General features: G+C 70.8%; 21 protein-coding genes. 10 read left to right on the forward strand and 11 right to left on the reverse strand.

Features of this window, described 5'->3' with window-relative positions:
• Nucleotides 1–40: 40 nt before the first annotated feature.
• On the reverse strand, nucleotides 41–2,299 hold the full coding sequence (locus KZ829_RS39510) for a beta-galactosidase (RefSeq protein WP_246637036.1): 2,259 nt from the start codon (nucleotides 2,297–2,299) through the stop codon (nucleotides 41–43).
• Between the two features lie 210 nt (nucleotides 2,300–2,509).
• Between KZ829_RS39510 and KZ829_RS39515 the strand changes: the two genes are divergently transcribed.
• The 6 genes from KZ829_RS39515 to KZ829_RS39540 all read left to right on the forward strand — a co-directional run bounded on the left by KZ829_RS39515 (nucleotide 2,510) and on the right by KZ829_RS39540 (nucleotide 9,016).
• Complete coding sequence (locus KZ829_RS39515) at nucleotides 2,510–3,823, forward strand: ABC transporter substrate-binding protein (RefSeq protein ID WP_220148967.1); 1,314 nt, start codon at nucleotides 2,510–2,512, stop codon at nucleotides 3,821–3,823.
• 59 nt (nucleotides 3,824–3,882) lie between these two features.
• Complete coding sequence (locus tag KZ829_RS39520; protein WP_220148968.1) at nucleotides 3,883–4,824, forward strand: carbohydrate ABC transporter permease; 942 nt, start codon at nucleotides 3,883–3,885, stop codon at nucleotides 4,822–4,824.
• A gap of 1 nt (nucleotide 4,825) precedes the next feature.
• Nucleotides 4,826–5,671: a carbohydrate ABC transporter permease gene (locus KZ829_RS39525; RefSeq protein WP_220148969.1), complete on the forward strand. Its 846-nt coding sequence runs from the start codon at nucleotides 4,826–4,828 to the stop codon at nucleotides 5,669–5,671.
• A gap of 14 nt (nucleotides 5,672–5,685) precedes the next feature.
• Entirely contained in the window at nucleotides 5,686–6,702 is a 1,017-nt protein-coding gene (locus KZ829_RS39530) for a LacI family DNA-binding transcriptional regulator (protein WP_308285855.1), read from the forward strand.
• A gap of 89 nt (nucleotides 6,703–6,791) precedes the next feature.
• Complete coding sequence (locus KZ829_RS39535; RefSeq protein ID WP_220148971.1) at nucleotides 6,792–7,889, forward strand: glycoside hydrolase family 53 protein; 1,098 nt, start codon at nucleotides 6,792–6,794, stop codon at nucleotides 7,887–7,889.
• 23 nt (nucleotides 7,890–7,912) lie between these two features.
• The gene (locus KZ829_RS39540; RefSeq protein ID WP_220148972.1) at nucleotides 7,913–9,016 is read left to right on the forward strand and encodes a glycoside hydrolase family 53 protein; all 1,104 of its coding nucleotides are present in this window, start codon (nucleotides 7,913–7,915) and stop codon (nucleotides 9,014–9,016) included.
• A 225-nt stretch (nucleotides 9,017–9,241) separates the two neighbouring features.
• Here KZ829_RS39540 and KZ829_RS39545 read toward each other — a convergent pair whose 3' ends face one another.
• From KZ829_RS39545 to KZ829_RS39560, 4 genes are all read right to left on the reverse strand, one after another.
• Nucleotides 9,242–11,434: an MMPL family transporter gene (locus KZ829_RS39545; RefSeq protein WP_220148973.1), complete on the reverse strand. Its 2,193-nt coding sequence runs from the start codon at nucleotides 11,432–11,434 to the stop codon at nucleotides 9,242–9,244.
• Nucleotides 11,435–11,468: 34 nt separating this feature from the next.
• Entirely contained in the window at nucleotides 11,469–12,017 is a 549-nt protein-coding gene (locus KZ829_RS39550) for a TetR/AcrR family transcriptional regulator (protein ID WP_220148974.1), read from the reverse strand.
• A 67-nt stretch (nucleotides 12,018–12,084) separates the two neighbouring features.
• Nucleotides 12,085–12,825, reverse strand: a complete 741-nt coding sequence (locus tag KZ829_RS39555; RefSeq protein WP_220148975.1) for a hypothetical protein — start codon at nucleotides 12,823–12,825, stop codon at nucleotides 12,085–12,087.
• Nucleotides 12,818–14,386 (reverse strand): AAA domain-containing protein, encoded by a 1,569-nt coding sequence (locus tag KZ829_RS39560; protein WP_220148976.1) that lies wholly within the window; start codon nucleotides 14,384–14,386, stop codon nucleotides 12,818–12,820. Before KZ829_RS39560 ends, KZ829_RS39555 begins: the two co-directional genes overlap by 8 nt.
• Before the next feature lie 91 nt (nucleotides 14,387–14,477).
• On the opposite strand from KZ829_RS39560, the gene KZ829_RS39565 reads away from it, so the two are divergent.
• A complete protein-coding gene (locus KZ829_RS39565; protein WP_220148977.1) occupies nucleotides 14,478–16,106 on the forward strand; it encodes an amidohydrolase in 1,629 nt (542 codons plus the stop codon).
• 3 nt (nucleotides 16,107–16,109) lie between these two features.
• Here the strand turns inward: KZ829_RS39565 and KZ829_RS39570 are convergent, their stop codons facing one another.
• Nucleotides 16,110–16,769, reverse strand: coding sequence for a hypothetical protein (locus KZ829_RS39570; RefSeq protein WP_308285856.1), 660 nt, complete (start codon nucleotides 16,767–16,769; stop codon nucleotides 16,110–16,112).
• Nucleotides 16,770–17,000: 231 nt separating this feature from the next.
• Here KZ829_RS39570 and KZ829_RS39575 point away from each other — a divergent pair, with 231 nt between their 5' ends.
• Nucleotides 17,001–17,708 (forward strand): laminin G domain-containing protein, encoded by a 708-nt coding sequence (locus KZ829_RS39575; protein WP_220148979.1) that lies wholly within the window; start codon nucleotides 17,001–17,003, stop codon nucleotides 17,706–17,708.
• A gap of 37 nt (nucleotides 17,709–17,745) precedes the next feature.
• Here KZ829_RS39575 and araA read toward each other — a convergent pair whose 3' ends face one another.
• The 5 genes from araA to KZ829_RS39600 all read right to left on the reverse strand — a co-directional run bounded on the left by araA (nucleotide 17,746) and on the right by KZ829_RS39600 (nucleotide 23,972).
• Nucleotides 17,746–19,230, reverse strand: coding sequence for an L-arabinose isomerase (gene araA, locus KZ829_RS39580; RefSeq protein WP_220148980.1), 1,485 nt, complete (start codon nucleotides 19,228–19,230; stop codon nucleotides 17,746–17,748).
• A 37-nt stretch (nucleotides 19,231–19,267) separates the two neighbouring features.
• Nucleotides 19,268–20,272, reverse strand: a complete 1,005-nt coding sequence (gene yjfF / locus KZ829_RS39585) for a galactofuranose ABC transporter, permease protein YjfF (protein WP_220149011.1) — start codon at nucleotides 20,270–20,272, stop codon at nucleotides 19,268–19,270.
• Between the two features lie 100 nt (nucleotides 20,273–20,372).
• Nucleotides 20,373–21,392, reverse strand: coding sequence for an ABC transporter permease (locus tag KZ829_RS39590; RefSeq protein ID WP_220148981.1), 1,020 nt, complete (start codon nucleotides 21,390–21,392; stop codon nucleotides 20,373–20,375).
• The gene (locus KZ829_RS39595; RefSeq protein ID WP_220148982.1) at nucleotides 21,389–22,915 is read right to left on the reverse strand and encodes a sugar ABC transporter ATP-binding protein; all 1,527 of its coding nucleotides are present in this window, start codon (nucleotides 22,913–22,915) and stop codon (nucleotides 21,389–21,391) included. Before KZ829_RS39595 ends, KZ829_RS39590 begins: the two co-directional genes overlap by 4 nt.
• A gap of 70 nt (nucleotides 22,916–22,985) precedes the next feature.
• Nucleotides 22,986–23,972: an ABC transporter substrate-binding protein gene (locus tag KZ829_RS39600; RefSeq protein ID WP_220148983.1), complete on the reverse strand. Its 987-nt coding sequence runs from the start codon at nucleotides 23,970–23,972 to the stop codon at nucleotides 22,986–22,988.
• A gap of 320 nt (nucleotides 23,973–24,292) precedes the next feature.
• Here KZ829_RS39600 and KZ829_RS39605 point away from each other — a divergent pair, with 320 nt between their 5' ends.
• Together KZ829_RS39605 and KZ829_RS39610 are read left to right on the forward strand one after the other, a co-directional pair.
• Entirely contained in the window at nucleotides 24,293–25,285 is a 993-nt protein-coding gene (locus KZ829_RS39605) for a LacI family DNA-binding transcriptional regulator (RefSeq protein WP_220148984.1), read from the forward strand.
• Nucleotides 25,286–25,357: 72 nt separating this feature from the next.
• Entirely contained in the window at nucleotides 25,358–25,780 is a 423-nt protein-coding gene (locus KZ829_RS39610; RefSeq protein WP_220148985.1) for a hypothetical protein, read from the forward strand.
• Nucleotides 25,781–25,788: the final 8 nt, after the last annotated feature.

Below are 25,788 nucleotides of genomic sequence, written 5' to 3' on the forward strand. Positions count from 1 at the left end.
GCGGCCCCGGGTGGAGCCGCGCCCCCTCCCCTCGTTCGGGTCAGAGGGTGACGGTGGAGATCGTGCGGGCCGTCACCTCGACCGTGTCGATGGCCAGCAGCTGGGTGTCGGTGGCGGCCAGCCGGGTGCGGGCCTCCTGCGGGACCGAGACCGGGGAACCGGCGGCCAGGGGCAGCAGGTGCAGGGTGAGCTGGGCGCCGGCGCGGTAGCCGATGTCGGTGAGGTTGACGGTCCATCCGGAGCCGTCCCAGTAGCGGTCGGTGACGGTCCGGCCGTCGACCCGCAGTTCGCCGACGTCGCCGGCCCAGACGACGCGCAGCAGCGGGTCACGGGTGGGGTCGGCGGCGAACGCGGGCAGGCGCAGGCGGTAGACGGCGGCCAGCTCGTCGAAGACGTCGCCGGACGGGGCGGACGGGCGGCCCTCGTGCTTGCCGTAGCTGACCGGGACCGTGGTGGCGGCCGGGCGGAGCTGCTCGACGGTGACCCGCTCGGTCACCGGGGCACTGTCCTGGGGCGCCTCGACCGGGCGGAAGGCACGAAGCGACGGGTCGTACGCCCGTACGTCCGCGGTCTTGACGGCCTTGACCGTCACCGTGCCGGAGGCGTCCCACTGAAGCTCGTCGTCGCTCAGCAGCAGGCGGCGGCCGCCGTCCTCGGGCACCCAGACCGATCCGGCCGCCTCGGCCGGGAGGACGAGGACGTCCGCGCCGCCGAGCCGGAGCGGCTCGAAGCCGGGCGTGATGTCGTGAACCGTATCGGCCACGGCGATCTGGGGTTCGATGCCGGGGGCGGCGATGAGGACGAGCGTGGGAACGTCGCCGGGCAGCAGGGTGAGCGCCGAGGCGGTGGCCCAGGTGATCGTGGCGCCGCCGAGGGTGAGGTTCAGCGGCCAGCGGGCCAGGGTGCCGGGCGGGATGTCGATCGGCCGCGCCGGGAAGTCGATCACGCGGTCGGCGGCGAGCGTGACCCGGAAGCGGGCGCCCCGGTAGGCGGGGAGCGGGAAGTGCGGCTGGTGCCGGGAGAGGAACAGAAAGCCGCTCTCCCCGTCGCTGCGCAGCGCCCACCGCAGGGTCTCGGAGTCCTCGACGTCGGCGGGCCGTACGTCCGGAAGGCTGGACGGCATCTCCGCGAGCACATGACCGAAAGCGGACAGGAAGGCGTGCTGGCGGCGCAGTTCGGCGTGGCTCGGGGCGAGCGTGCCGGCCTCCCCGATCGGCGCGTGGAAGTCGTAGCCGAGGCGGGCGATGTCGTTGGGGTAGCCGGTGGCGTGCGACTCGTGCATGTCCGGGCCGGGGTTCGTGCCGCCGGCGTACATGTAGTAGCCCTGCCAGGCCGAGCCGTTGCCGATCTTGCAGTGCGCGATGGCCGCCACGTCGAGCGCCTCGGGCCGCGGCCGCCGGTGGTAGGCGGTGGCCATGCCGCCGCCGAGCTCGCAGGTGGCGGGCGGGAACTCCTCGGACGGGGTGCGCGGGCCCCCGGAGGCGGCCGCGATCGCCTGGGCGCGGCGCACGTCGGCACCGATGCCCGCGTCGTCCCAGACGTGGGAGAAGAAGTAGTGGTCGCGGAACGTCGGGTCCCACGGCGCGCCGGCGTCCACCCAGAAGCCGTCGCCGTAGCCGCCGTAGAGCGGCAGCACCTCGGATGCGGGCAGGTCGGCGCCGCCCCACGCGGTGGCGGTCCACAGCGGAGCGGACATGCCGGCCTCCCGGGCCAGGCGCTTGAGCGTGACGAGGTGCCGCGGCTGGTCGTAGAGCTCGTTCTCGATCTGAATGCCGATGATCCTGTCGAAGCGGGAGCCGACGGCCGCCGCGATGGAGGCGAACCAACCGGCGACCAGTTCGAGGTAGGCCGGGTCGTCGGTGCGGTGCCGGACCGGGGCCTGCTGCACCCAGTCGGGGAAGCCGCCGTTGCGTGTCTCGCCGTGGCACCAGGGGCCGATCCGCAGGACCACGTCGAGGCCGGTCTCGACGGCCAGGTCGACGAACGCGCCGACGTCCAGGTCGCCGTCGAAGCGGGTCTCCCCCGGCGTGGGCGCGTGGTGCAGCCAGAAGACGTAGCTGGCCACCACGGTCACGCCGCCGGCCTTCATCTGGCGCAGCCGCTCGGCCCAGCGCGCGCGCGGGACCCGGCTGTAGTGCAGCTCGCCGGAGACCGGGATGACCGGCACGCCGTCGCGGGTCAGATAGCGGTTGGTCAGCGAGATGCCGTCCCGTACGTCTTCGGAGTTGCTCATCCGCGGCCGGTGCAGCGGCGTCGCCCAGGGTTGGTGGCGAACGGTGAGCGGCTCGAGCCACGACATGGGATCAGCTCCTTGCGGGTTTGACTGTAACCGGTCACAGGCCGGCGAGCCCGAACGATACACAGGCGTAACGGGTGAGACGCAAGGGCTTGACACAACGCCGTAACAGCAGCACTGTAACCGGTCACAGGGGCCGCACCGAGCGAAACGCTTCCGGCGCGGCGCCGTCCCCCGGCTTTCCGTTCCGGCCAAGCCGATCAAGGAGGATCAATGAAGACGAAATACGCCCCGCTCATGGCGGCCCTCACCGCCGCGGCTCTGTTTACCGGCACCGCCTGCTCCAGCTCCGGCTCCTCGTCCGAGCAGACCACCGACCCGAACGAGAAGGTCTCGCTGACCTACTGGACCTGGGCTCCGAACATGGACAAGGTCGCCGCGGCGTGGAACGCGAAGAACCCGAACATCCAGGTCACGGTCAACAAGCAGGACGGCGGCGACCCGGCCGTCACCAAGCTGCTGACCGCGATCAAGGCGGGCTCCGGGGCGCCGGACGTCATGCAGGCCGAGTACCAGAAGATCCCCACGCTGGTCTCCGCCGACGCGCTCGCCGACATCTCCGCGGACGCCGGCTCGCTCAAGGACAAGTTCCCGGCCGGCGCCTGGAACGGCGTGACCCTCGGCTCGGACGCGGTCTACGGCGTGCCGCAGGACTCCGGCCCGCTGATGTTCTTCTACCGTGCCGACGTCTTCGAGAAGAACGGCCTGTCGGCCCCGAAGACCTGGGACGAGTACGCGGCCGCCGCCGAGAAGATCCACAAGGCGAACCCGAAGCAGTACCTGGGCACCTTCTCGGCCACCGACGCGGGCCTGTTCACCGGTCTCGCCCAGCAGGCCGGCGCCTCGTGGTGGGGCGTGCAGGGTGACGCCTGGTCGGTCGCCATCGACGAGCCCAAGACCCAGAAGGTCGCCGCCTACTGGGGTGGCCTCGTGGAGAAGGGCGTCATCGACAACAAGCCGATGTACACCCCGGAGTGGAACGCCGCTCTGAACGACGGCACCCAGGTCGGCTGGGTCAGCGCCGTGTGGGCGCCGGGCGTCCTGGAGGGCTCCGCCAAGGACACCAAGGGCAAGTGGAAGGCCGCCGCCATGCCGCAGTGGGACGCCGCCGCCCCGGCGACCGGCGCGTGGGGCGGTTCGGCCACCAGCGTGACCACCCAGTCCAAGCACAAGAAGCAGGCCGCCCAGTTCGTGTCCTGGCTGAACAGCGACCCGGAGGCGGTCAAGCTGCTCGCCACCGAGGCCAGCGTCTACCCGGCCTCGAACGACGCCGCCAGCGTTCTGACCAGCCCGCCGGCGTTCTTCGCCGACCAGGCCGACTACTACACCATCGCGGCCGAGGCCTCGAAGCAGATGAGCCCGTTCACCTACGGCCCGAACGTGAACGTCGCCTACAGCGCCTTCAACGACGCCTTCGGCAAGGCCGCCGAGTCGAAGAAGGCGTCCGCCTTCACCGAGTCGCTGACGACCATGCAGAAGACGACGGTCGACGACCTGAAGAACGCCGGGTTCAACGTCGCCGGATGAGATCGCCTCCGGGCGGGTCACGGCCCGCCCGGAGCGCTCCGAAAGGAAAGAAAGCGGCGATGACCCCCTCCGCATCCACCACGGCCCGACGGCCCGTGGGCAGGCGCGCCGGCACCCCGTACGCCTTCCTCGCCCCCGCCATTTTCCTGTTCGTCGCGTTCCTGGCCGCGCCGATCGTCTACGCCGCCTACCTGAGCCTGCGCAAGGTCAAGGTGAGCGGGCTCGGGCTGGGCGCGAAGTCACGGACCGAGATCTGGGCCGGGCTGGACAACTACGCCCGGTCCCTGAGCGATCCCGACTTCCTGCCGAGCGTCGGGCGGATCGGCCTGTACGGCCTGATCGTGGTACCCACCATGCTCGGCCTGGCCCTGCTCTTCGCGCTGCTGCTGGACGCGAACCGGACGCGCGAGCCGGTCGGCAAGTTCGCCCGGATCTCGATCTTCCTGCCGTACGCGGTCCCCGCCGTCGTCGGCTCGCTGCTCTGGGGCTTCCTCTACCTGCCCCGGGTCAGCCCGATCACCGACCTGTTCGAGGCGGTCGGCATCACCGCCCCCGAACTGCTCTCCCGGGACCTGACGATCTGGGCGGTGGCCAACATCGCGGTCTGGGGCGGCACCGGTTTCAACATGATCGTCATCTACACCGCGCTGCGGGCCGTCCCGCTCAGCCTGTACGAGTCGGCCCGGATCGACGGCGCCTCCGAGGTGGCGATCGCCTGGCGCATCAAGATCCCGATCGTCACGCCGTCGCTGATCATGACGTTCGTCTTCTCGCTCATCGCCACGTTGCAGGTATTCGCCGAGCCGATGACCCTGCGGCCGCTGGCCAACACCATCTCGACGACGTGGACGCCGCTGATGAAGGTCTACCGGGACGCGTTCACCCGCAACGACCTCTACGCGGCCGCCGCCACCTCGGTGATCATCGCGCTCGCCACGTTCATCCTGTCCTTCGGCTTCCTCAAGCTCGTCGGGCGCCGGGCCTTCAATCAGGAGGACTGACATGTCGTCTGTTTCGGCAAAAAGGCGCAGTCCCCTCGCCACCACGCTCCTCCTGCTGGGCGCCGCCTACTGCCTGCTCCCCGTGCTCTGGGTTCTGATCGCCTCGTCGAAGAGCTCCGGCGAACTGTTCTCCACGTTCACCCTCGCCCCGAGCACGCACCTGTTCGACAACCTCGCCGACCTCAGCGGCTACCGCGACGGCCTCTACTGGCGGTGGATGGCCAACACCGCCCTGTACGCCGGAGTCGGCGCCGCCGCGTCCACGCTGATCTCGGCGATGGCCGGCTACGCGCTCGCCAAGTTCGACTTCCCCGGCAAGAGCGCGGTCTTCAACGTGATCCTGGCCGGCGTGCTGGTGCCCGGCGTTCTCCTCGCCATCCCGCAGTACCTGCTGCTGGCCAAGGTGGGGATGACCAACACCTACTGGGCGGTGCTGCTGCCCAGCTTCATCAGCCCGTACGGCATCTACCTGGCCCGGATCTTCGCGGCCGCGTCGGTGCCGACCGAGATCCTGGAGGCGTCCCGCATCGACGGCGCCGGGGACTGGCGCACCTTCGGCACGGTGGTGCTGCCGATGATGCGGACCGGTCTGGTGACCGTCTTCCTCTTCCAGTTCGTGGCGGTCTGGAACAACTTCATGCTGCCGTACATCATGCTCGGCGACGACCGGCTCTACCCGATCACCGTGGGCCTGAACGGTCTGCTCAACCAGGGCGCCAACCAGCCGGCCATGTACACCGCGGTGGTGACCGGGGCACTCGTCTCGATCATCCCGCTGATCGCCCTGTTCCTCGCGTTGCAGCGCTACTGGCAGGTCGACCTGGCCGCCGGCGGCGTGAAGGCCTAGCTATGATCCCGAAGGTGTCGCGCAAACGCCCCACCATCCGCGACGTCGCGGCTGAGGCAGGGGTGTCCTACGCGACGGTCTCCCGGGTGCTCAACGGCCGGGACTGGGTCAGCCCCGAGGCCGTCCGCGCGGTCCGTGACGCCATCTCCCGTACCGGGTACACCGCCAACCCGCACGCCCGGTCGCTGGCGACCGGAAAGTCCGGCTCTATCGCGTTCCTGCTCACCGAGCCGCAGCACCTGCTCTTCGAGGACCCGAACTTCTCGGTGCTGCTGCGCGGGGTGGCCCAGGCGCTCTCCGACCGGGAGCTGACGCTGATCCTGATGATCGCGTCGACCCCGGTGGAGCGCAGCCGGGCCGTCGCCTACCTGTCCGGCGGCCACGTCGACGGGGTGCTGCTGGTGTCGCCGCACTCCGGCGACCCGCTGCTGCGGCAGCTCGTCGAGGCCGAGGTGCCGATCGTGGCCTGCGGTCAGGTGCTCGGCTTCGAGGACCGGATCAGCTCGGTGTCGGCGGACGACTGGGGCGGCGGCCGGTCGGCCGTCGAGCACCTGCTCGCCCAGGGCTGCCGGCGGATCGCCACGATCACCGGGCCGCAGGACACCTTCGGCGGCGTGTTCCGGCTGCGCGGCTACACCGACGCGCTGACGGCGGCCGGCATCGCGGTCGACCCGGCGTACATCGTGCACGGCGACTGGAGCCGGGAGAGCGGCGCGGCCGGCATGCGGACGCTGCTCGACCGGGTGCCCGAGGTGGACGCGGTGTTCGCCGCCTCGGACGCGATGGCCGCGGCCGCCCTGCCGGTGCTGCGCGAGGCCGGGCGCGAGGTGCCCGGCGACGTCCGGGTGGTCGGGTTCGACGACTCCGGGCTGGCGGCCACCACCGAGCCGCCGCTCACCACCGTCCGGCATCCGCTGGAACGGATCAGCGAAGAGATGGTCCGGCTGCTCACCGACGTGATCGCCGGGCGCACCCCGCTCTCCATCACCGTGCCCACCAGCCTGGTCGTACGGGGCAGCTCCCCCGCCTGAGACCGGCCGGCCTCGATACACCCCCTTGATCGAGGCCGGTCTTGCACAAATACAGCCCCTTTTGTCACGGAAGACCATAAAGGAGCGTCATGAAACCATCCCTCACGGTCGCCGCCTTCCTCGCGGTGGCCCTCATCCCCGCACCCGCCGTCGCGCACGACAGCGACGCGTGGCGCATGCGCGGCGCCGACGTGTCGACACTCCAGCGCTCGCTGGAACTCGGCCAGCGGTTCTACGACGTACGGGGGCGCCGCGACAACCCGTACGACATCCTCAAGCAGGCCGGCGCCAACTACGTCCGGCTGCGCATCTGGAACGACCCGGCCAGCGGCTACTCCAACAAGGCGAAGGTGCTCGAGCAGGCCCGGGCGGCCAAGGCCCGCGGCATGAAGCTGCTCATCGACTTCCACTACTCGGACACCTGGGCCGACCCGGGCAAGCAGTACACCCCCGAGGCCTGGGTGGGACACGACCTCGCGCAGCTCCAGAAGGACGTCTACGACTACACGTACGACGTCTGCACCAGCCTGAGGAAGCAGGGCACCACCCCGGACAGCGTGCAGATCGGCAACGAGATCAACGTCGGCATGCTGTGGCCGGTCGGCTACGTGAACAACAGCGACTTCGGGCCGCTCGCCAAGCTGCTGAACGCCGGCTACGACGCCACCAAGGCGTGCAGCAGGCGCACCGAGGTCATGGTGCACACCGCCCTGGCCGGCAACATCGGCGCGGCGCACTGGTTCTACGACGGCATCACGGCGGCCGGCGCCAAGTGGGACGTCACCGCGCTGTCCTACTACTGCATGTGGCACGGCACGCTGGACAACCTGACCACGGTCATCGGCGACGTCACCGGCCGGTACGGCAAGCCCGTGGTGATCGCGGAGACGGCGTACCCGTACACCACCGAGAACTACGACCACCTCGAGAACATCATCACCTCCAGCGCACCCTGCGACGGCATCCCCGCCACGCCACAGGGCCAGGCGCAGGAGTTCGCCGCGGTGCAGAGCACCGCCCGGGCGGCCGGCGCGATCGGCGTCTTCTACTGGGAACCCACCTGGACCGGCATCGACGGCAACGGCTGGGACACCGAGGACATCGAGAACTCCGGCAACGCCTGGGAGAACATGGCGACCTTCGACGACAGCGGACGCATCAATCCCTATGTCCGCTGGCTCCGGTAAATCCCCGTTTTAAGGAGCGCACCATGAAACCGTCCCTCAGAGCCGCCTTCACGGCCGCGGTCCTCGCGGTCTCGGTGGTTCTCGCACCCGCCCCCGCACAGGCCGCCTCCCTCACCATGCTCGGCGCCGACGTGTCGTCGCTGCAGCGCACGCTCGACCTCGGTGGCAAGTACTACAACGCCTCGGGTGTCGCGGCCAACCCGTACGACATCCTCAAGACGGCCGGCGTCAACTACGCCCGGCTGCGCGTCTGGAACAACCCGGCCAGCGGTTACAACAACAAGGCCAAGGTGCTCCAGCAGGCCGCGGCGATCAAGGCCAAGGGCCTGAAGCTGATGGTCGACTTCCACTACTCCGACACGTGGGCCGACCCGGGCAAGCAGTATCCCCCGGCCGCCTGGGCGTCCTACTCGCTCACCCAGTTGCAGACGGCCGTCTACAACTACACCTACGACGTCTGCACCAGCCTCAAGTCGGCCGGGCTCACCCCGGACAGCGTGCAGATCGGCAACGAGATCAACGTCGGCATGCTGTGGCCCAAGGGCCAGGTCGTGAACAGCAACTTCGCCCCGCTGGCGTCGCTGCTGAAGCAGGGCTACAACGCGACGAAGGCCTGCAACAGCGGCACGCAGGTGATCATCCACACCGCGGACGCGGACAGCATGACCAACATGCGCTGGTTCTACGACGGCATCAAGGCGGCCGGCGTGACCTGGGACATCACCGGCCTGTCGTACTACTGCATGTGGCACGGCACGCTCGCCAACCTGTACAACGTGATCGTCGACGCCCGGACCCGTTACGGCAAACCGGTCGTGATCGTCGAGACGGCGTACCAGTTCACCACCGCCGACGCCGACAGCGAGAAGAACTCCATCCCCGGAACCGTGCTCTGCGACAGCATCCCGGCCACCTCGGCCGGCCAGGCCCAGCAGTTCACCTGGGTGCAGAACACGGCCCGCAACGCCGGCGCCACCGGTGTCTTCTACTGGGAACCCACCTGGTACGCCATCAAGGGCAACGGCTGGGACCCGGCGAACATCAACGGCACCGGCGACGGCTGGGACAACATGGCCACCTTCGACTGGTCCGGCAAGGTGAACCCGTACATCAAGTGGACCGCCTGACGTCCCCCTCCGCGGCCAGGTCCGGATCCCCACCGAACCCCTGACGGCCGCACCCACGGCGACCCGGTCCGGCTTCTGCCGGGCCGGGCTCGCTGCCTTTTCCGGTACGGGCTACGCGAACCCGCCGTACCAGACCCGCGAGGCAGGTGGGTGGTCCAGACCATGCCGCGCCCGCCGGGCGTGAGTGGGTGGTCCGGAGGGCGGCGGCCGGTCGTGTGGGAGCGGTCAGGCGGAGGTCACGGCCGGCTCGGAGTGGGACGGGAGCGGGTCGACCGACGGCGGGTGGCGCTCCAGGGCCGCGCCCTCCACGTCCAGCTCGGGCAGCCACCGCAGCCAGGCCGGGAGCCACCAGGCGGAGCGGCCGAGCAGGGTGAGCGCCGCCGGGACCGCGATCATGCGGACGATGAAGGCGTCGAAGGCGATGCCCACGGCCAGGGCGAAGGCGATCGGCTTGATGGTGTCGTTGCCCTCGGGGACGAAGGCGGCGAAGACCGCGAACATGATGGTCGCGGCGGCGATCACGACCGGGGCGGCCTGGCGGAAGCCGGTCACGATGGCTTCGCGGGGCGGTGCGCCGTGGGCGTGCGCCTCGTGCATGCGGGAGACCAGGAAGACCTGGTAGTCCATGGCCAGGCCGAACAGGATGCCCACGATGATGATCGGGGCGAGGCTCAGGATCGGGCCGGTGGAGCCGGCGTTGACCGCGTCGGCGGCCCAGCCCCACTGGAAGACCGCGACGGTCGCGCCGAAGGCTGCGCCGATGGTGAGCAGGAAGCCGAGCACGCCGACCACCGGCACCAGCAGCGAACGGAAGACCAGCACCAGCAGCACGAACGCCAGGCCGACGACGAGCGCCAGGTAGACCGGCAGGGCGTCGTTGAGCTTCTGCGACACGTCGATGCTGACCGCCGTGTTGCCGGTGACGTAGATGTCGGCGCCCCGGTCGCCGGCGACCGAGTCACGGATCTGGTGGACCAGGTCGACGGTCCGGTCGTCCTCCGGGCCGGTGGCCGGGATGATCGTGATGAGGGCGGCCGAGCCGTCCCGGTTGGGTTGCGGGGGCAGCACCAGGGTGCCTTCCGGCAGCATCTCGGCGAGGCGTTTCTGCACCTCGGACGCGGATGGCACCGAGGTGGGACCGTCGATCAGCACCAGCAGCGGGCTGCTGACGCCGGGGCCGAACCGGCTGTCGATGATCGCCTGGGCGCGGGCCTGGGTGGTGCCCTCGGCGGCGCGCTGGGCGAGTGTGGTCCTCATCGAGAAGAACGGGACGGCGACGACCGCGAGGGCGGCGACCGCCACGATCAGGCTGAGCCAGCTGTGCCGGGTGACCAGGTTCGCCCAGCCCCGGATGAAGCCGCGGCCGTCGGAGACCTCGGACGAGGCCGGGACCCCGCGCAGCCGGCGCGGCAGCGCCCGTACGCCGATGAAGCCGAGGATGGCCGGGACCAGGGTGATCGCGACCAGCACGGCGATCACGATGGTGGCGGCCGCGGCGATGCCCATCTCGGAGAGGAACGGGATGCCGACGACGGAGAGCCCGGCCAGGGCGATGACCACGGTGAGGCCGGCGGTGACGACGGCCGCGCCCGCGGTGCCGACGGCCATCGCGGCGGCGGCCTCCACGGACAGGCCGCGGCGCAGCTCGTGCCGGAACCGGGTGACGATGAACAGCGCGTAGTCGATGCCGACCGCGAGGCCGAGCATGACGGCCAGAATCGGGGTGGTCGACTGCAACTCGGTGAAGCCGGTGAGGGTGACCAGGCCGGCCGCGCCGATGGCGACGCCGACGATCGCGGTCAGCAGGTTCATCCCGGCGGCGACCAGCGAGCGGTAGGTGAGGGCCAGCACGATGAGTGCCACCACGACACCGAGGATCTCCGAGGCGCCGCCGATGTCGGCCGGGTTGCTGAGCGCCTCGCCGCGGGCCTCGACGGTGAGTCCACCGGACCGCGCCTGTTCGAGCGCCGCGGTGACGGCCTCCCGCTGCTCGTCGGTGACCTCGGACGGCTGCACCGGGTAGCGGACCGAGCTGTACGCGGCCGCCTGGTCCCGGGAGACGGCCGGCGCCTTCGGGTCGAGCGGGTTCGACGCGCCCACCGCGCCGGGCAGCTCGCCGAGGACGGCGACGATCCGGGCCACCTCGGCGGCGTTCGCCGGGTCGGTGATCCGCTGGCCGGCTGGGGCCGCCATCACCACCTGCACGGTGGCGCCGGCCGACGCCTCGCCGAACCTCTCCTTCATCAGCGCGAGCGCGGTGGTCGACTCCTGACCGGGAATGCTGAACGTGTTGGCCGTGGCGCCGGAGAGCGTGCCCGCTCCCACGCCGACGGCGACCAGCGCCACGAGCCAGGCGACGGTGACGAGTATCCGGTGCCTTACTGACGCCAGCCCGAGCCGGTGCAGCAGCGTTGCCATGAGGGGTTCCTTTTTCCGTGTGGGGCTGGGGGCTTCAGTGACCGAGGGCGTCGAAGCCGACCTCGGCGAGGCGCGTCGCGGCGCCGGGATGGAGCCGGCCGCAGAGGGCGATGCTGGCCACCGCGACCGCGCCGAGCGCTCCGGTGACCCGCAACGCCCGCTCGGTGTCGGCGTGCGGCTCGTCGCCGAAGGCGCCGGCGATGGCCTCACCGATCACCGCGAGGGCCTCGCCGATCTCGCTCTCCGGCTCGGCGAGCAGGGAGGAGAGCAGCAGGGCGACCGTGCCGGGCTGGGCCACCGCGAGCTCGGCCAGCCCGGTGAGCACGGCCCGGTCCCGCCGCGGGCCGGGCGGGAGGTCCGCCACACCGGAGGCGGTGTCGTGGATCTGCTCGACGCAGCGCCCGATCACCGCGGTCTGGAGCGCCTCCTTGGTCGGGAAGCGGTGCAGCAGGCCGGTCTTGGAGTAGCCGACCGTGTCCGCGATCCGCTGGACCGAGGTCTCCTTGAGCCCGTGCCGGGCGAAGAGATGCGCCGCGGCCTCGAGGATCTCGTCGTCGATCTGCTGCTTGGTGGGACGGGGCATGGGACCACCGTAGACCGTAATGGACCAAGCTGGTCCGGGAGGGACCGTGTCGGTCCCCACACTCCTGTCAGTCCGCTACTGATTGCCCACGGTGGCGGTCGTAAACATCGCGGAGGTACGGGTCCGGCCCGTCCACCGCCCAGCCGAACACCAGCGGCTCGTCCTCGCACTCGACCGCGTAGACCGGCAGCCACACCTGGCGCGGCGCGGCCGCGGCCACCTGGACGGGCACCGCCGATCCGGTGAAGTCGGCGGCGTCCGGCCTGCTCAGCAGCAGTTCGACGGCGTTCGGGGGCAGTGGGCGAGCGGGGCCGACCGGGTCGAAGACGGTGCCGTCGGGCAGGGTCAGCGCGGGTCCGCTGAGCCACACCGAGTGGGTGGCGTGCGCGTACGGCACCGGCTCTCCCCCGCAGCCGTCGAACCGGAGAGTGATCCGGCGACCCGGCGTGAGCACGTGGCGGCGCCCGTCGGCGACGGACAGGTGCCCGAGTTCGGTCAGCGCGAGATCGTCCCCGTCGTACCGCAGGTGCCCGATCCCCACCAGGAACCGCACGGCCCGGGTGACCAGCGCCGGCTCCACCCCGAAGAACGCGGCCAGCTCGGCGGGGCGCCGCAGGCCGGCCTCGGCGACCGCCCGGCTCAGATAGCGGTCGAAGACGTCGTACGAGTGCGCCTCCCGGACCTCCGCCACCACGTCCACGGCCCACATCGGCAGCAGCAGCGGCACGAACCGCCGGGGCCGCACCCCCGGCAGCGCCCCGGCCCGGCGGACCACCTCCCGCATCGGCAGGTGGGCCGCCTCAGCCACCCGGCCGCCCGGAGACCGGCCCGGAGCCGCCGGGACCCGGCCCGGCCCGGCCCGCAGCCGGCACCAGGGCCGCGACCCGATCGAACACGCTGCCGGTGAGCAGGCCGGTCAGCTCCGCGGCGTCCACCCCGGCCGGGCACCGGGCGGCCACCCAGGCCCGGACCACCGCGGCGTCGCGCAGCGGCGGCCGCCCGGTCTCGCCGACCAGCACCGCCCGGCGGGCCCGGACCAGCGGCACCAGCGCGGCCGGCACCGCGACCCGGCACGCGTCCTCCACGACGACCAGGTCGTACTCCAGGTCGGCGTGCTCCGGCCGGCCGGCGCCCAGGCAGGTGGTGGCGACGACGTCGGCGTACCGGAGCAGCTCGGCGTGCAGCTGCCGGCTGGGCCGGGTGGCCCGTTGCCGCCACTCGCGCAGCAGCCCGGCCCGGCCGCGCAGGGTCGGCTCCAGCTCGCGGCAGCGCTCGGCGAAGCCGGTGAGCCCGGCCTCGTCGGCGGTCCACTCGGGGCGTGCGGTGACGCCGTCGAGCATCCGGGTGAGCTGGTGGGCGGAGCGTTCGGCGGATTCGAGCGCGCGCCGCGCGGCCAGGTCGGCGAACGCGGCCCGTTCGGCGGCGGCCCGCACCACGCTGTCGTTGCCGACCGCGATGTCGTGTTCGCGAGCGCTTTCCGCGTACCCCGCATCGATCTGGTGAAAGGCCGACCGGGCAGCGGCCGCATGCCGGACCGCCTGGCTCAGCGACGTGCGCAGCCGCCCGGCCTGCCACCGGCGCAGCCGGGAGGTCTCGGCGCGGCGCAACGCGGTGGTGAGCCGCTCCACCTCCCGGGCGGTCGCCGCTGCGGCCCGCTCGGCCGCCGCCCGCTCGCGCGCGATCCCGGCCAGCGGCGCGCCGAGCCGGTCCCGGGCGGCCCGCACGGTCGCCTCATGGTGCGCGGCGGCCCGGGCGGCGCGTTCCCGCGCCTCGGCCGCCTCGGCGAGCGCGTTGTCCAGCCGGCGCAGCCAGCCGTGCGCCGGGGCGGGATCGCCGAGCCAGGGCTCCAGACAGCGGGCGGCGGCCTGGGAGCGGGCGAGGATGCGCTGCTGCACGGCGGCCGAGGCGGCGTCGATGCTGCCCGGCCCGGACCCGGCCTGATCGGTGCGGATCACGGTGGCGCCGTCGGGCAGGCGGGCGATGACGGCGTCGACCGGCGGCGGCACGGGCGCGGTGAGCAGCACCCGCTCGCCGCGTTCCGCGGCCTCGCGCACGATGTCCAGGACGGTCCGGGCGCGTGCCGTGCCGGGCGCCGCGACCAGGCAGACCAGATCCGGTACGCCGGCGAACCGCCCCTCGGCCAGCAACGGCAGCAGGCCCGGGTTGACCGCGGTGCCGGAGCGCAACCGCCGGATCGCCTCCCGCTGGACGCGCTCGTCGAGGCCGGCGTCCCGGGACGCACGCGGCGCGGGCACCCGGTCGGCGCCGGGATCCAGCTCGCGGGCGGCCGCGACGACCAGCTCCAGGACGGCGCAGAAACCCTCGTTCCGGTACGGCGGTTGATCTAGATCGACAAGGGTCGACGCCATCCGCCCACCTTAGTTGTGCCGCATGCGGAGCATCAAACACCGCACGATTGAATGGGGCGTCGTCCGTCGCCGCGCAGATCGGAATTGCCAGATGTCCCGTGACCACGCAGACCTGATCTTCGCCGGCGGCCCGGTGTTCTCCGCGGGCGCCGGGCCGGCCACCTCGGTGGCGGTCCGGGGCGGCCGGATCCTCGCGGTCGGCGACGACCTGAACGGGCTGCGGGGCCCGGCGACCGAGGTGGTGGACCTGGCCGGGCGCCTGCTGATGCCCGGTTTCCAGGACGCGCACGTGCACGCCGTGATGGGTGGCGTCGAGCTGAACCAGTGCGACCTGACCGAGACCACCGACCTGGACGAGTACCTGCGCCGGGTCACGGCGTACGCGGCCGCCCACCCGGATCTGGACTGGATCTCCGGCGGCGGCTGGTCGATGGAGTCCTTCCCGGGCGGGGTGCCGGCCAAGGAGCTGCTCGACCGGGTGGTGCCGGACCGGCCGGTGTACCTGATCAACCGGGACCACCACGGCGCGTGGGTGAACAGCCGGGCGCTGGAGCTGGCCGGGATCACCGCGGACACCCCGGACCCGGCGCACGGCCGGATCGACCGGAACCCGGACGGCTCACCGGCGGGCGGCCTCCAGGAGGGCGCCATGGAGCTGGTCGGCGACCTGCTGCCGGAGGTGACCACGGCGGACCGGGTCGCCGGGCTGCGCCGGGCGCAGGCGCTGCTGCACTCGCTCGGTGTCACCGCCTGGCAGGACGCCATGGTGTGCGCCACCAACGGCTACCCGGACGTGGCCGACGCCTACCTGGCGGCCGCGGCCGGGGGCTGGCTGACCGCGACCGTGGTCGGCGCGCTGTGGTGGGACCGGGACCGGGGCGCCGAGCAGATCCCGGAGCTGCTGGCGAAGCGGGAGCGGTTCAGCGTGGGCCGGCTGCGCTGCGACAGCGTGAAGCTGATGCTGGACGGGGTGGCGGAGAACTTCACGGCCGCGATGACCGAGCCGTACCGGGACGCGTGCGGCTGCGCCACCACCAACCGGGGGCTGTCGTTCATCGACCCTGTTCTTTTGAGAGATTTCGTCACGGAGTTGGACGGGCACGGTTTCCAGGTGCACTTCCACGCGCTCGGTGACCGGGCGGTCCGCGACGGGCTGGACGCGGTGGCCGCGGCCCGGGCGGCGAACGGCTTCCGGGACACCCGGCCGCACCTGGCCCATCTCCAGGTGGTCCACCCGGACGACGTGCCACGGTTCCGGGCGCTGGGCGCGACGGCCAACCTTCAGGCGCTGTGGGCGTCGCACGAGCCGCAGATGGACGACCTGACCATCCCGTTCCTGGACCCGGCCCTGGTGGACCGGCAGTACCCGTTCGGCGACCTGTGGCGGTCCGGGGCGCATCTGGCGTGCGGCAGCGACTGGCCGGTCAGCACGCCGGACCCGTGGCAGGCGATCCACGTCGCGGTGAACCGGGCCCACCACGGCAGCGGCCTCGGCCCGTTCCTGCCGGGGCAGCGGCTCGATCTGGCCACCGCGCTGGCCGCCTACACGGCCGGCTCGGCCTACGTGAACCGGCTCGACGACACCGGGACGGTCCGCCCCGGCAACCGTGCCGATCTGGTGGTCCTGGACCGGGACCCGTTCGCCGCGCCGCCGGACGAGATCGCCGCCACCCGGGTCGCGATGACCTTCGTCGACGGGGATCTCGTCCACGGCGCGTGACGGTTACCGGTCCTCGTCGCCGTCCTCGTCGTCGTCCTGCTCCTCGTCCAGCTCCTCGGCGTGCGCCTGCGCGTGCCGGGGCTGGACCGGGGCGGCCTCGATGACCTCGGCGACCGGCTCCTCCTCGACGTACTCGCTCATCTGCGGCGCGTCCACCCAGAGGGCGCGCAACTGGCTCTGCATGAAGCCGGTGAGCCGGCCACGGTACTCACGGTCGAACTGCTCCAGCGCCTCGATCTGCTGCTGGAGGGCCTCGCGCTTGGCGCCCAGGCTGCCGACCACGTCGTCGTAGCGCTGCTGGGCCTGATGCTTGAGCTGCTCGGCGCCGGCGATCGCGTCGGCGTTGACGGTCTCCGCGCGGGAGCGGGCGTCGGCCACGATCTTCTCGGCGGTACGGCGTGCCTCCTCGGCACGGGCCTGCGCGTCCCGGGCCATCTGCTCGGCGGCGGCGCGGGCCTCGGCCAGCACCCGGTCGGCCTCGCGGCGCACGTTGTTGGCGTGGGCCTGGGCGTCGCGGGCGATCTGCTCGGCGGCGGCCAGCGCGTCCGTACGGATCTTGTCCGCGTGGTGCTGGGCGCTGGCGACGTGCTCCTCGGCGGTGCGCTGGGCGAGGGCCAGCACCTGGAGGGCCTGGTTCGGCAGGCCGGGGTTCGGGGTGATCACCGCATGCTCCGAGGTCTCTCCGTTAGTCCCATTGAGCAGCACTTCGACACGATCCTTCTCTGCGAGGGGTGGATCCGGGGGGTTCACGGCGACGGTTCCCGGCCATGATCGGCGGATGCTACCAAGCTGGACTCAAGGTTTGCGAGGGCCACTTTGTGAATGTCCGACAATTTGGATATGAATCGCATTAGTCTCGAATGGACCATTCTTCCCACGCAGTGAGGACGAGCCTTGAGATACCGCCGCACACTGGCCGTCACGGCCGTACTGACCTGCGTGTTCACCTCCGCACCCAGTCCCGCCCGGGCGGCCACCGGATACGAGATGGCGACCTGGATGATGGACGAGAGCCGGGGCTCACACTGGATGGCCGACAGCACCGGACGCGGCCACACCGGCCGGATCGGACCGGACGTCGGCATAGGTATGGCCACCGAGTCCAGCCGGGGCTACCGGTTCGACCGACTGGAGCCGGACACCCCGCCCGCCCGGCCCGGCCATCTGGTCAGTGTTCCCGACCATCCGGACCTCGATCCCGGCGACCGCGACTTCGCCGTCACGGTACGGCTGAGGACCACCCACAAGTTCGGCAACATCATCCAGAAGGGCCAGGCCACGGTGCCCGGCGGAAGCTTCAAGATGCAGATCCCGAGCGGGCGCCCGACCTGCACGTACCGGGGTTCGGTCGGCACCATCGAGATGTGGTCGCCGGTACGGATCAACGACGGCAACTGGCACACGGTGCGCTGTCTGCGGATCCGGGACGGGGTGGCGCTGCTCATCGACGGGCAGGAGGTCGTCTCCAAGCCCGGCTGGACCGGCACCATCGCCAACACGTGGCCGGTCAGCATCGGCGGCAAACTGGACTGCGACCAGATCGACGTCGGCTGCGACTACTACGCCGGCGACCTGGACTGGATCATGATCGAGGCGGCCTGAGCCTCGCGGGGTCAGGCCGCCTCCAGTCCGATCCGGGTCAGCGGCCGAAGCCACGGGCCAGGCGGTGGTACGCCTGGTTCCAGCGCACCTCCTTGGCGAACGAGCGCGTGGTGGTCGACTCGTCGATCACCAGCAGCTCGGTGCCCACCATCTCGGCCAGGTCGGCCAGTTCCTCCGCACCCACCGCCGACGACAGCACGGTGTGGTGCGGGCCGCCCGCGGTCAGCCAGCACTCGGCCGACGTGGACAGCGACGGGGCCGGCTTCCAGACCGCCCGGGCGACCGGCAGCCTCGGCAGCGGCGCGGTCGGCGGGACGACCTCGATCTCGTTGGCCACCAGGCGGAACCGCTCGCCCAGGTCGGCCAGGCCGAGCACCACGGCCGGGCCGGGCGCCGCGTCGAAGACCAGGCGGACCGGGTCCTCCCGGCCACCGATGCCGAGCGGGTGGATCTCCAGCTTCGGGGTGCCGGCCGCGATGGTCGGGCACACCTCCAGCATGTGGGCGCCGAGGATGACCTCGTTGCCCGGCGTCAGGTCGTACGTGTAGTCCTCCATGAAGGAGGTGCCGCCGCCCGGTGCCATCGCCTTGAGCGTGTGCACCAGGACCGACGTCTTCCAGTCGCCCTCGCCGCCGAACCCGTACCCGTCGGCCATCAGCCGCTGGACCGCGAGGCCGGGCAGCTGCCGCAGCCCGCCCAGGTCCTCGAAGTTCGAGGTGAACGCCCGGAACCCGCCCTCGGTGAGGAACTGCCGCAGGCCCAGCTCGATCCGGGCGCCGTAGCGCAGCGACTCGTGCCGCTCACCCAGCAGCTCGGGGGCGATCTCGTAGGTGTCCCGGTACTCGGCGACCAGCTTGTCGATCTCCGAGTCCAGCACCTGGTCCACCACGGCGACCAGGTCGTTCACCCCGTACGTGTTGACCGAGACCCCGAAGCGCAGCTGCGCCTCGACCTTGTCGCCCTCGGTGACCGCGACGTCGCGCATGTTGTCACCGAAGCGGGCCAGCTTGAGGCTGCGCATCGCCGAGTAGCCGCGGGCCGCCTTGACCCAGGTGGCGATCCGCGCGACCACGGCCGGGTTGCTGACGTGGCCGGCCACCGTCTTGCGCGGCACCCCGAGCCGGGCCTCGATGAACCCGAACTCCCGGTCGCCGTGGGCGGCCTGGTTGAGATTCATGAAGTCCATGTCGATCTCGGACCAGGGCAGCTCGACGTTGTGCTGGGTGTGCAGGTGCAGCAGCGGCGCACGCAGCGCGTCCAGGCCGGCGATCCACATCTTGGCCGGCGAGAACGTGTGCATCCAGGCGACCACACCGAGCACGCCGGGCGTCGAGGAGGCCCGCCGGCAGACGTCCAGGATCTGTTCCGGGCTGGTGAGGACCGGCTGCCAGACGACATCGGCGTCGAGCTGGGCGTCCAGCTGGGCGGCGATCTCACGGGACTGGGAGGCGACCTGCTCGAGGGTCTCCGGGCCGTACAGTCCCTGGCTACCGGTGAGGAACCAGATTTCCCCGTTGCTCATTTGACGCCCTTCTCACGCTTGTCGCTGTTCATGTCGTTCATCTCGCCTTTCTCGTGACCAGACGCTGCAACACGATGAAGGCGAAGAGCAGGACGCCGACGATGATCCGGGTCCAGGCCGAGTTGAGGTCGCCCTGGAAGTTGATGATCGTCTGGATGAGGCCGGTGACCAGGACGCCGAGCAGGGTGCCCCAGACGTAGCCGGAGCCGCCGGTCAGCAGCACACCGCCGATGACGCAGGCGGCGATCGCGTCCAGTTCGAGACCGTTGCCCTGAAGTGCCCAGCCGGAGGTGGAGTTGATGCTGAACAGCACACCGCCGAGCGCCGCGCAGAAGCCGCTCAGGGTGTAGACGGCGATCTTCGTACGGCCCACCGGCAGGCCCATGAGCAGCGCCGAGTCCGCGTTGCCGCCGATCGCGTACACGTTGCGGCCGAACCGGGTCCAGGCCAGCGTGACCGCGGCGATCAGCACGGCGAGCATCGCGACGATGGCGATCGGCTTGGTGACGACGCCCTCGGCGAGCACGATCCGGTACTCCGAGATCGCCTTCCACATGTCGTCCCGGATCGGGATGGACTGCTCGTTGATGGTCAGCGCCGTGCCCCGCGCCAGGAAGAGCCCGGCCAGGGTGGCGATGAACGGCTCCACCTTGAAGAAGTGGATCACCGCGCCCTGTCCGGCGCCGATCAGGGCGCCGAGGATCAGCACCGCCGGCAGCACCACCAGCGGAGGCCAGCCGCCCTTGAGCAGCGTCGCGGTCAGCACGGTGGTCAGCGAGATGACCGCGCCGACCGAGAGGTCGATGCCGCCGGTCAGGATCACGAAGGTCATCCCGACCGCGACCACGAGCAGCACGGCGTTGTCCCGGAACAGGTTGACGAAGACGCTCGGGTCGCCGAAGTTCTCGTAGTTCGCCACGCCGCTGCTGTACATGATCACCAGCAGCGACAGGGTCGCGATGATCGGGACGTACTTGGCGTTCGGCCGGTAGACCCGCCGGCGCGGGTTGGTCGGCGTCCCCTTGTCGGTAACCGGGGTCATGTCGACGGTAGTCACGCTGTGCCCTCCTTGGGCATGCCTTCCCGGCCCTCGCCGGCAAGGCCGTCGATCGGTTCAGCCGAGTGCCGCTCGGTGCGGTCGGTCATGCCGTGACCTCCGCTCGGGCCGTACGCGGGGTGAGTCGCCCGAAGACCTTCTCCCGGAGGGTCGGGGACTGGAACAGACAGAGCGCCACCACGACGACCGCCTTGAACAGCAGGTTCGCCTCGGACGGGATGCCGACCGCGACCACCGTGACGGCGAGCGTCTGGATCAGAACGGCGCCCAGCACGGTGCCGGCGATCGAGAACCGGCCGCCGACCAGGGCGGTGCCACCGATCACCACGGCCAGGATGGCGTCGAGCTCGATGAGGTTGCCGGCCGAGATGCTGTCCGCGCTCTTGATGTTGGCGCTGTAGATCAGGCCGGCGAGGCCGGCGAGACCGCCCGCCACCACGTACACCATGATCGTGATCCGCCGGGCGCCGATACCGGCCAGCCGGCTCGCCGTGGGACTGCCGCCGACCGACTCCAGCAGCAGGCCGAGCGCGGTGCGCCGGGTCAGCAGCAGGATCAGGACGGTGGCCGCCACCGCGATGAGCAGGGCCACCGGCAGGGCGGCGAAGAAGCCCGAGGCGATGGTCGCGTACGGGCCGGACTGCACGTTGATGATCTGGCCGTCGGTGATCAGCTGGGCGATGCCGCGGCCGGCCACCATCAGGATGAGCGTCGCGATGATGGGCTGGATGCCGATGATCGCCACCAGGGTGCCGTTCCACAGGCCCATCAGCATCGACACCGCGATCGCGATACCGATGATCAGCAGCACCGGTCCGACGCTGTTCTGATCGTCGAGGTCCTGGATCAGCAGACAGGCCACGGCCGCCGAGATCGCCATCACCGAGCCGACCGAGAGGTCGATGCCGCCGGTCGAGATGACCAGTGTCATGCCGAGCCCGACCAGGATCAGCGGCGCGCTGTTGCGCAGGATGTCGATGAGGGTGCCGAACAGGTGCCCGTCCTGCACCGTCACGAACTGCCTGGAGGTGAACATGTTGATGACCAGCAGCACGACCAGGATCGCCGCTGGCCAGAACAGCCGGTTCTTGAGAATGCTGGTCATGAGGTAGCTCCGCTGGCGATGGTCTGCATGATGCGGTCGGCGTCCACTCCGGCGGTGTTCTCCAGCTCCTCGACCAGCCGCCGGTCACGCAGCACGGCGATCTTGTGACTCAGCCGGAGGACCTCCTCCAGCTCGGCGCTGACGAACAGCACCGCCATACCGCCGTCGGACAGTTCGGCCACCAGCCTCTGGATCTCCGCCTTGGCGCCGACGTCGATGCCACGGGTCGGCTCGTCGATGATCAGGAGCTTGGGCTCGGTGATCAGCCACCGGGCGAGCAGCACCTTCTGCTGGTTGCCGCCGCTGAGGTTGCGCACCGGGCGCTCCGGATCGGCGGGCCGGATCTGGAGGGCCTTGATGTACTTGTCGACGATCTCGTCCTGCTTCTTGCGCGGGATCGGCCGCGTCCAGCCCCGGGCCGCCTGCAACGCCAGGATGATGTTCTCCCGGACGGTGAGGTCGCCGATGATGCCCTCGGTCCGCCGGTTCTCCGAGGAGAAGGCGATCCCCTGCCTCATCGCGACCTGCGGGTTGCGCAGGTTCACCGGCTTGCCGGCCACCGCCAGCTCACCGTGGTCGGCCTTGTCCGCGCCGAACAGCAGACGGGCCAGCTCGGTACGCCCGGACCCGAGCAGACCGGCCAGCCCGACCACCTCACCCTCGTGGATGGTCAGGTCGTACGGGGCGATCGCGCCGGTCCGTCCGAGCCCCCTGGCCTCCAGGACCGGCTTGGCCTCGGCCGCCCGCTCCCGGTTGCGCTGTGCCTTGTCCTCCAGGTCCTCCAGCGCCGCGAGCTCCTTGCCGATCATCTTCTCGACGAGCTGCACCTGGGACAGCTCCTCGACCCGGTGCTCGCTGATCAGCTGACCGTTGCGCAGCACGGTGAGCCGGTCGGAGACCTCGTAGATCTGGTCCAGGAAGTGCGAGACGAACAGGATCGCCACGCCGCTCTCCTTGAGCTGGCGCATGACCCGGAACAGTTGCTCCACCTCGGAGGCGTCCAGGCTGGAGGTCGGCTCGTCGAGGATCAGCACCCGCGCCTCGACGTCGACCGCGCGCGCGATCGCCACCATCTGCTGGATCGCCAGCGAGTACGAGCTGAGCGGCGCCGACACGTCGAGGTCGAGGTCGAGCCGGGCGAGCAGCTCCGCGGCACGACGCCGCATCCTGCCCCATTGGATCTTGCCGAACCGGCGCGGCTCACGGCCGATGAAGATGTTCTCCGCCACCGAGAGGTTGGTGCAGAGGTTGACCTCCTGGTAGACCGTGCTCACGCCGGCCTGCTGGGCCTGGAGCGGCCCGGAGATCCGCACCGGGACGCCGCCGAGCTTGATCTCGCCGCCGTCGATCTCGTAGACGCCGGTGAGTGTCTTGATGAGGGTGGACTTGCCGGCCCCGTTCTCGCCCATGAGGGCGTGAATCTCACCCGGGAACATGCGGAAATCGACGCCGTCGAGGGCGACGACGCCGGGGAAGACTTTTCTGATCCCGGTCATCTCGAGGACCGGGGACTGCTCGCCCATGGAGTGCTCCGTTTCGAGCGCCGCAGGCGCCCCGGCCGGTGACGGCCGGGGCGACCCGCGAGCAGATCAATCAGTACTGGCGGTTGGGGAGCTCGGTCTTGGCCTGCTCCTGGGTGAAGGTGGTCTCCTTGGTGAGAACCCGCTTCTCCACCGTCTCGCCGGCGTCGACCTTCTTGGCGAGCTCCATCAGCTGCGGGCCGAGGAGCGGGCTGCACTCGACGATGTAGTTGATCTTGCCGTCGGCCAGGGCGGTCATGCCGTCCTTGACCGCGTCCACCGTGATGATCTTGATGTCGGTGCCGGGCTTCTTGCCGGCCGCTTCGATCGCCTCGATGGCGCCGAGACCCATGTCGTCGTTGTGAGCGTAAAGCACGTCGATGTCCGGGGTGGACTGCAGGAAGGTCTCCATGACCGTCTTGCCGTCGGCGCGCTTGAAGTCACCGGTCTGCGACTTCACGATCTTCAGGTTGGTGTTCGACGCGATCGCGTCGGCGAAGCCCTTCTGCCGGTCCAGGGCCGGGGCCGAACCCGTGGTGCCCTGCAGCTCGACGATGTTGACCGGCTCGGTCTTGCCCTCGTACTCCTTGGCCAGCCACTCACCGGCCTTCTTGCCCTCCTCGACGAAGTCCGAGCCGATGAAGGACTCGTACAGCGAGGTGTCCTGCGCGTCGACCGCGCGGTCGGTCAGGATGACCGGGATGCCGGCGTCCTTGGCCTCCTTGAGGACCGCGTCCCAGCCGGACACGACCACCGGAGAGAAGGCGATGACGTCGACCTTCTGGGTGATGAAAGAGCGGATAGCGGAGATCTGGTTCTCCTGCTTACCCTGCGCGTCGGAGAACTTCAGCTCGATCCCGGCCGCCTTGGCGGATTCCTGGATCGACTTGGTGTTCGCGGTACGCCAACCGCTCTCGGCACCCACCTGGGAGAAACCGAGAACCAGCTTGTCGTCGCCGCCACTCTCGGAGCCGCTGTCTCCGCTGCCGCCGCAACCGGCGAGCGAGGAGACCAGCATGAGACCACCGAGGACCGCGGCCGCGTAGTTCCTGCGCACCATAACCTCCCGAAACTGTTACCGTTCACAAATAATTAGCGGCTGGAGCTTCCACGCCCCAGGCCGCGAAGATCGCGGTGTGTTGCGATCGCCGTCACAGCTTGCGTTTCGAGAGTGTTACCGTTCTCATCCCGCTCGTCAAGAGATCCTGATCGCTGTTTCGTAAAGGTTGCAAGAACGCCCACGTCACCGCTGGTGATCGGACACAAGCTGCTAGGAATCATCCAATGGCGACATCTGAGCCGGCGCCGGGAGCTCCCGAGGCCACCGCTGACCTGCCCGTACCCGTCCCCCGGCGATCGCCCAAGGAACGTGGGAGCGTCATGCGCGACGTGGCCAAACTGGCCGGTGTCTCGCACCAGACCGTCTCGCGGGTCATCAACGAGCATCCCAACGTTCGGGCCGAGACCCGGGAGCGTGTCCTGGCCGCGATGCGATCGCTCAACTACCGGCGGAACCTCGCCGCGCGGACCCTGGCCACCCGGGAGTCGCACACCCTCGGCATCGTCGGCTTCGAGACCACCCTGTTCGGGCCGGAGTCCATGCTGTACGGCATCGAGAGCGCCGCACGCGCCGCCGGTTACCTGGTCAGCGTCGCCACCGTCCGGGACCTGTCGCACCGCCCCGTGCTCGAAGCCGTCGACCGCCTGGTCCAGCACGGCGTCGACGGGATCATCGCGATCGCCCCGAAACCGGCCGTCACCACGGCGCTCACCCACGCCCCGGCCGGGATGGCGTGCGTCGCGGTGGGCGGGGACGGGCAGGCCGGCTTCCCGACCGTACGGGTGGACAACACCGCCGGCGCCCGTCTCGCCACCCGGCACCTGCTCGACCTCGGTCACGCCACCGTCCACCATGTCGCCGGCCCGCTCGACTGGCCGGAGGCGCAGGCCCGGGTGGACGGCTGGCGCGAGACCCTGTACGCCGCCGACGCCGTCGTACCGCCGGTGACCGCCGGCTGGTGGGACGCCGCCGCCGGCTACGAGCAGGGCCGCCGCCTGGCCGCCGACCCGGCGGTCACCGCGGTGTTCTGCGCCAACGACCGGATCGCCCTGGGCGTGCTGCGCGCCATGCACGAGTCCGGCCGCCGGGTGCCCGAGGAGGTGAGCGTGGTCGGTTTCGACGACATGCCTGACTCGGGATATTTCCTACCTCCGCTCACCACCGTCCACCAGGACTTCGCCGAACTCGGCCGGCGCGCGCTCGCCCTGCTGCTGCGCCACCTGGACCTGCCCGACGGCGACACCCCACCGGACGGTGTGGTGGTCGCGCCCCGCCTCGTCCCCCGGACCAGCGCCGCGGCCCCGGCCGGGTGACGGACGGTTGCGTCCTGGCCACGGAGCACTACAGTCCGAGGAGTGCTCAACGACGAGAACGGACGGTGAACAGTGGCCTCCGGGGCGGGCGGGTGGTTCCGGCGCAAGGTGCCCCGGCTCTCCGGCACCCTGCACATCCGTGACGTCACCGGGCACGAGCTGGTCGTGCCCCTGCGTGGCCGAGCATCGCTGCTGACCGCGGGCGGCACCGGCCTGCGTGGCTACGGTGAGGTCTGGGCCGTGCACACCACGGCCGGCAGCCCCACGGCGGAGACCCGGCTGATGATCGTCTACGGACGCGGCGACGTCGAGGGCGAGCGCATGTCCGGGCTCTGCGCGGCCGGCGGGACCATCGAGCTCGACGGGGTCCGGTTCACCTGGCGCGCGCCGTCGCTGCCCTCCGCCTCCACCCGGGTCCCGCAGCCACGACCACCGGCCGGGAACGTCCCGCGCCACCTGGAGCGCCCGGCCCGCCGCGCCGGAGTTGATCGCTAACATCGCCT

Source organism: Actinoplanes hulinensis (assembly GCF_019429605.1).
Taxonomy (GTDB): Bacteria; Actinomycetota; Actinomycetes; order Mycobacteriales; family Micromonosporaceae; genus Actinoplanes; species Actinoplanes campanulatus.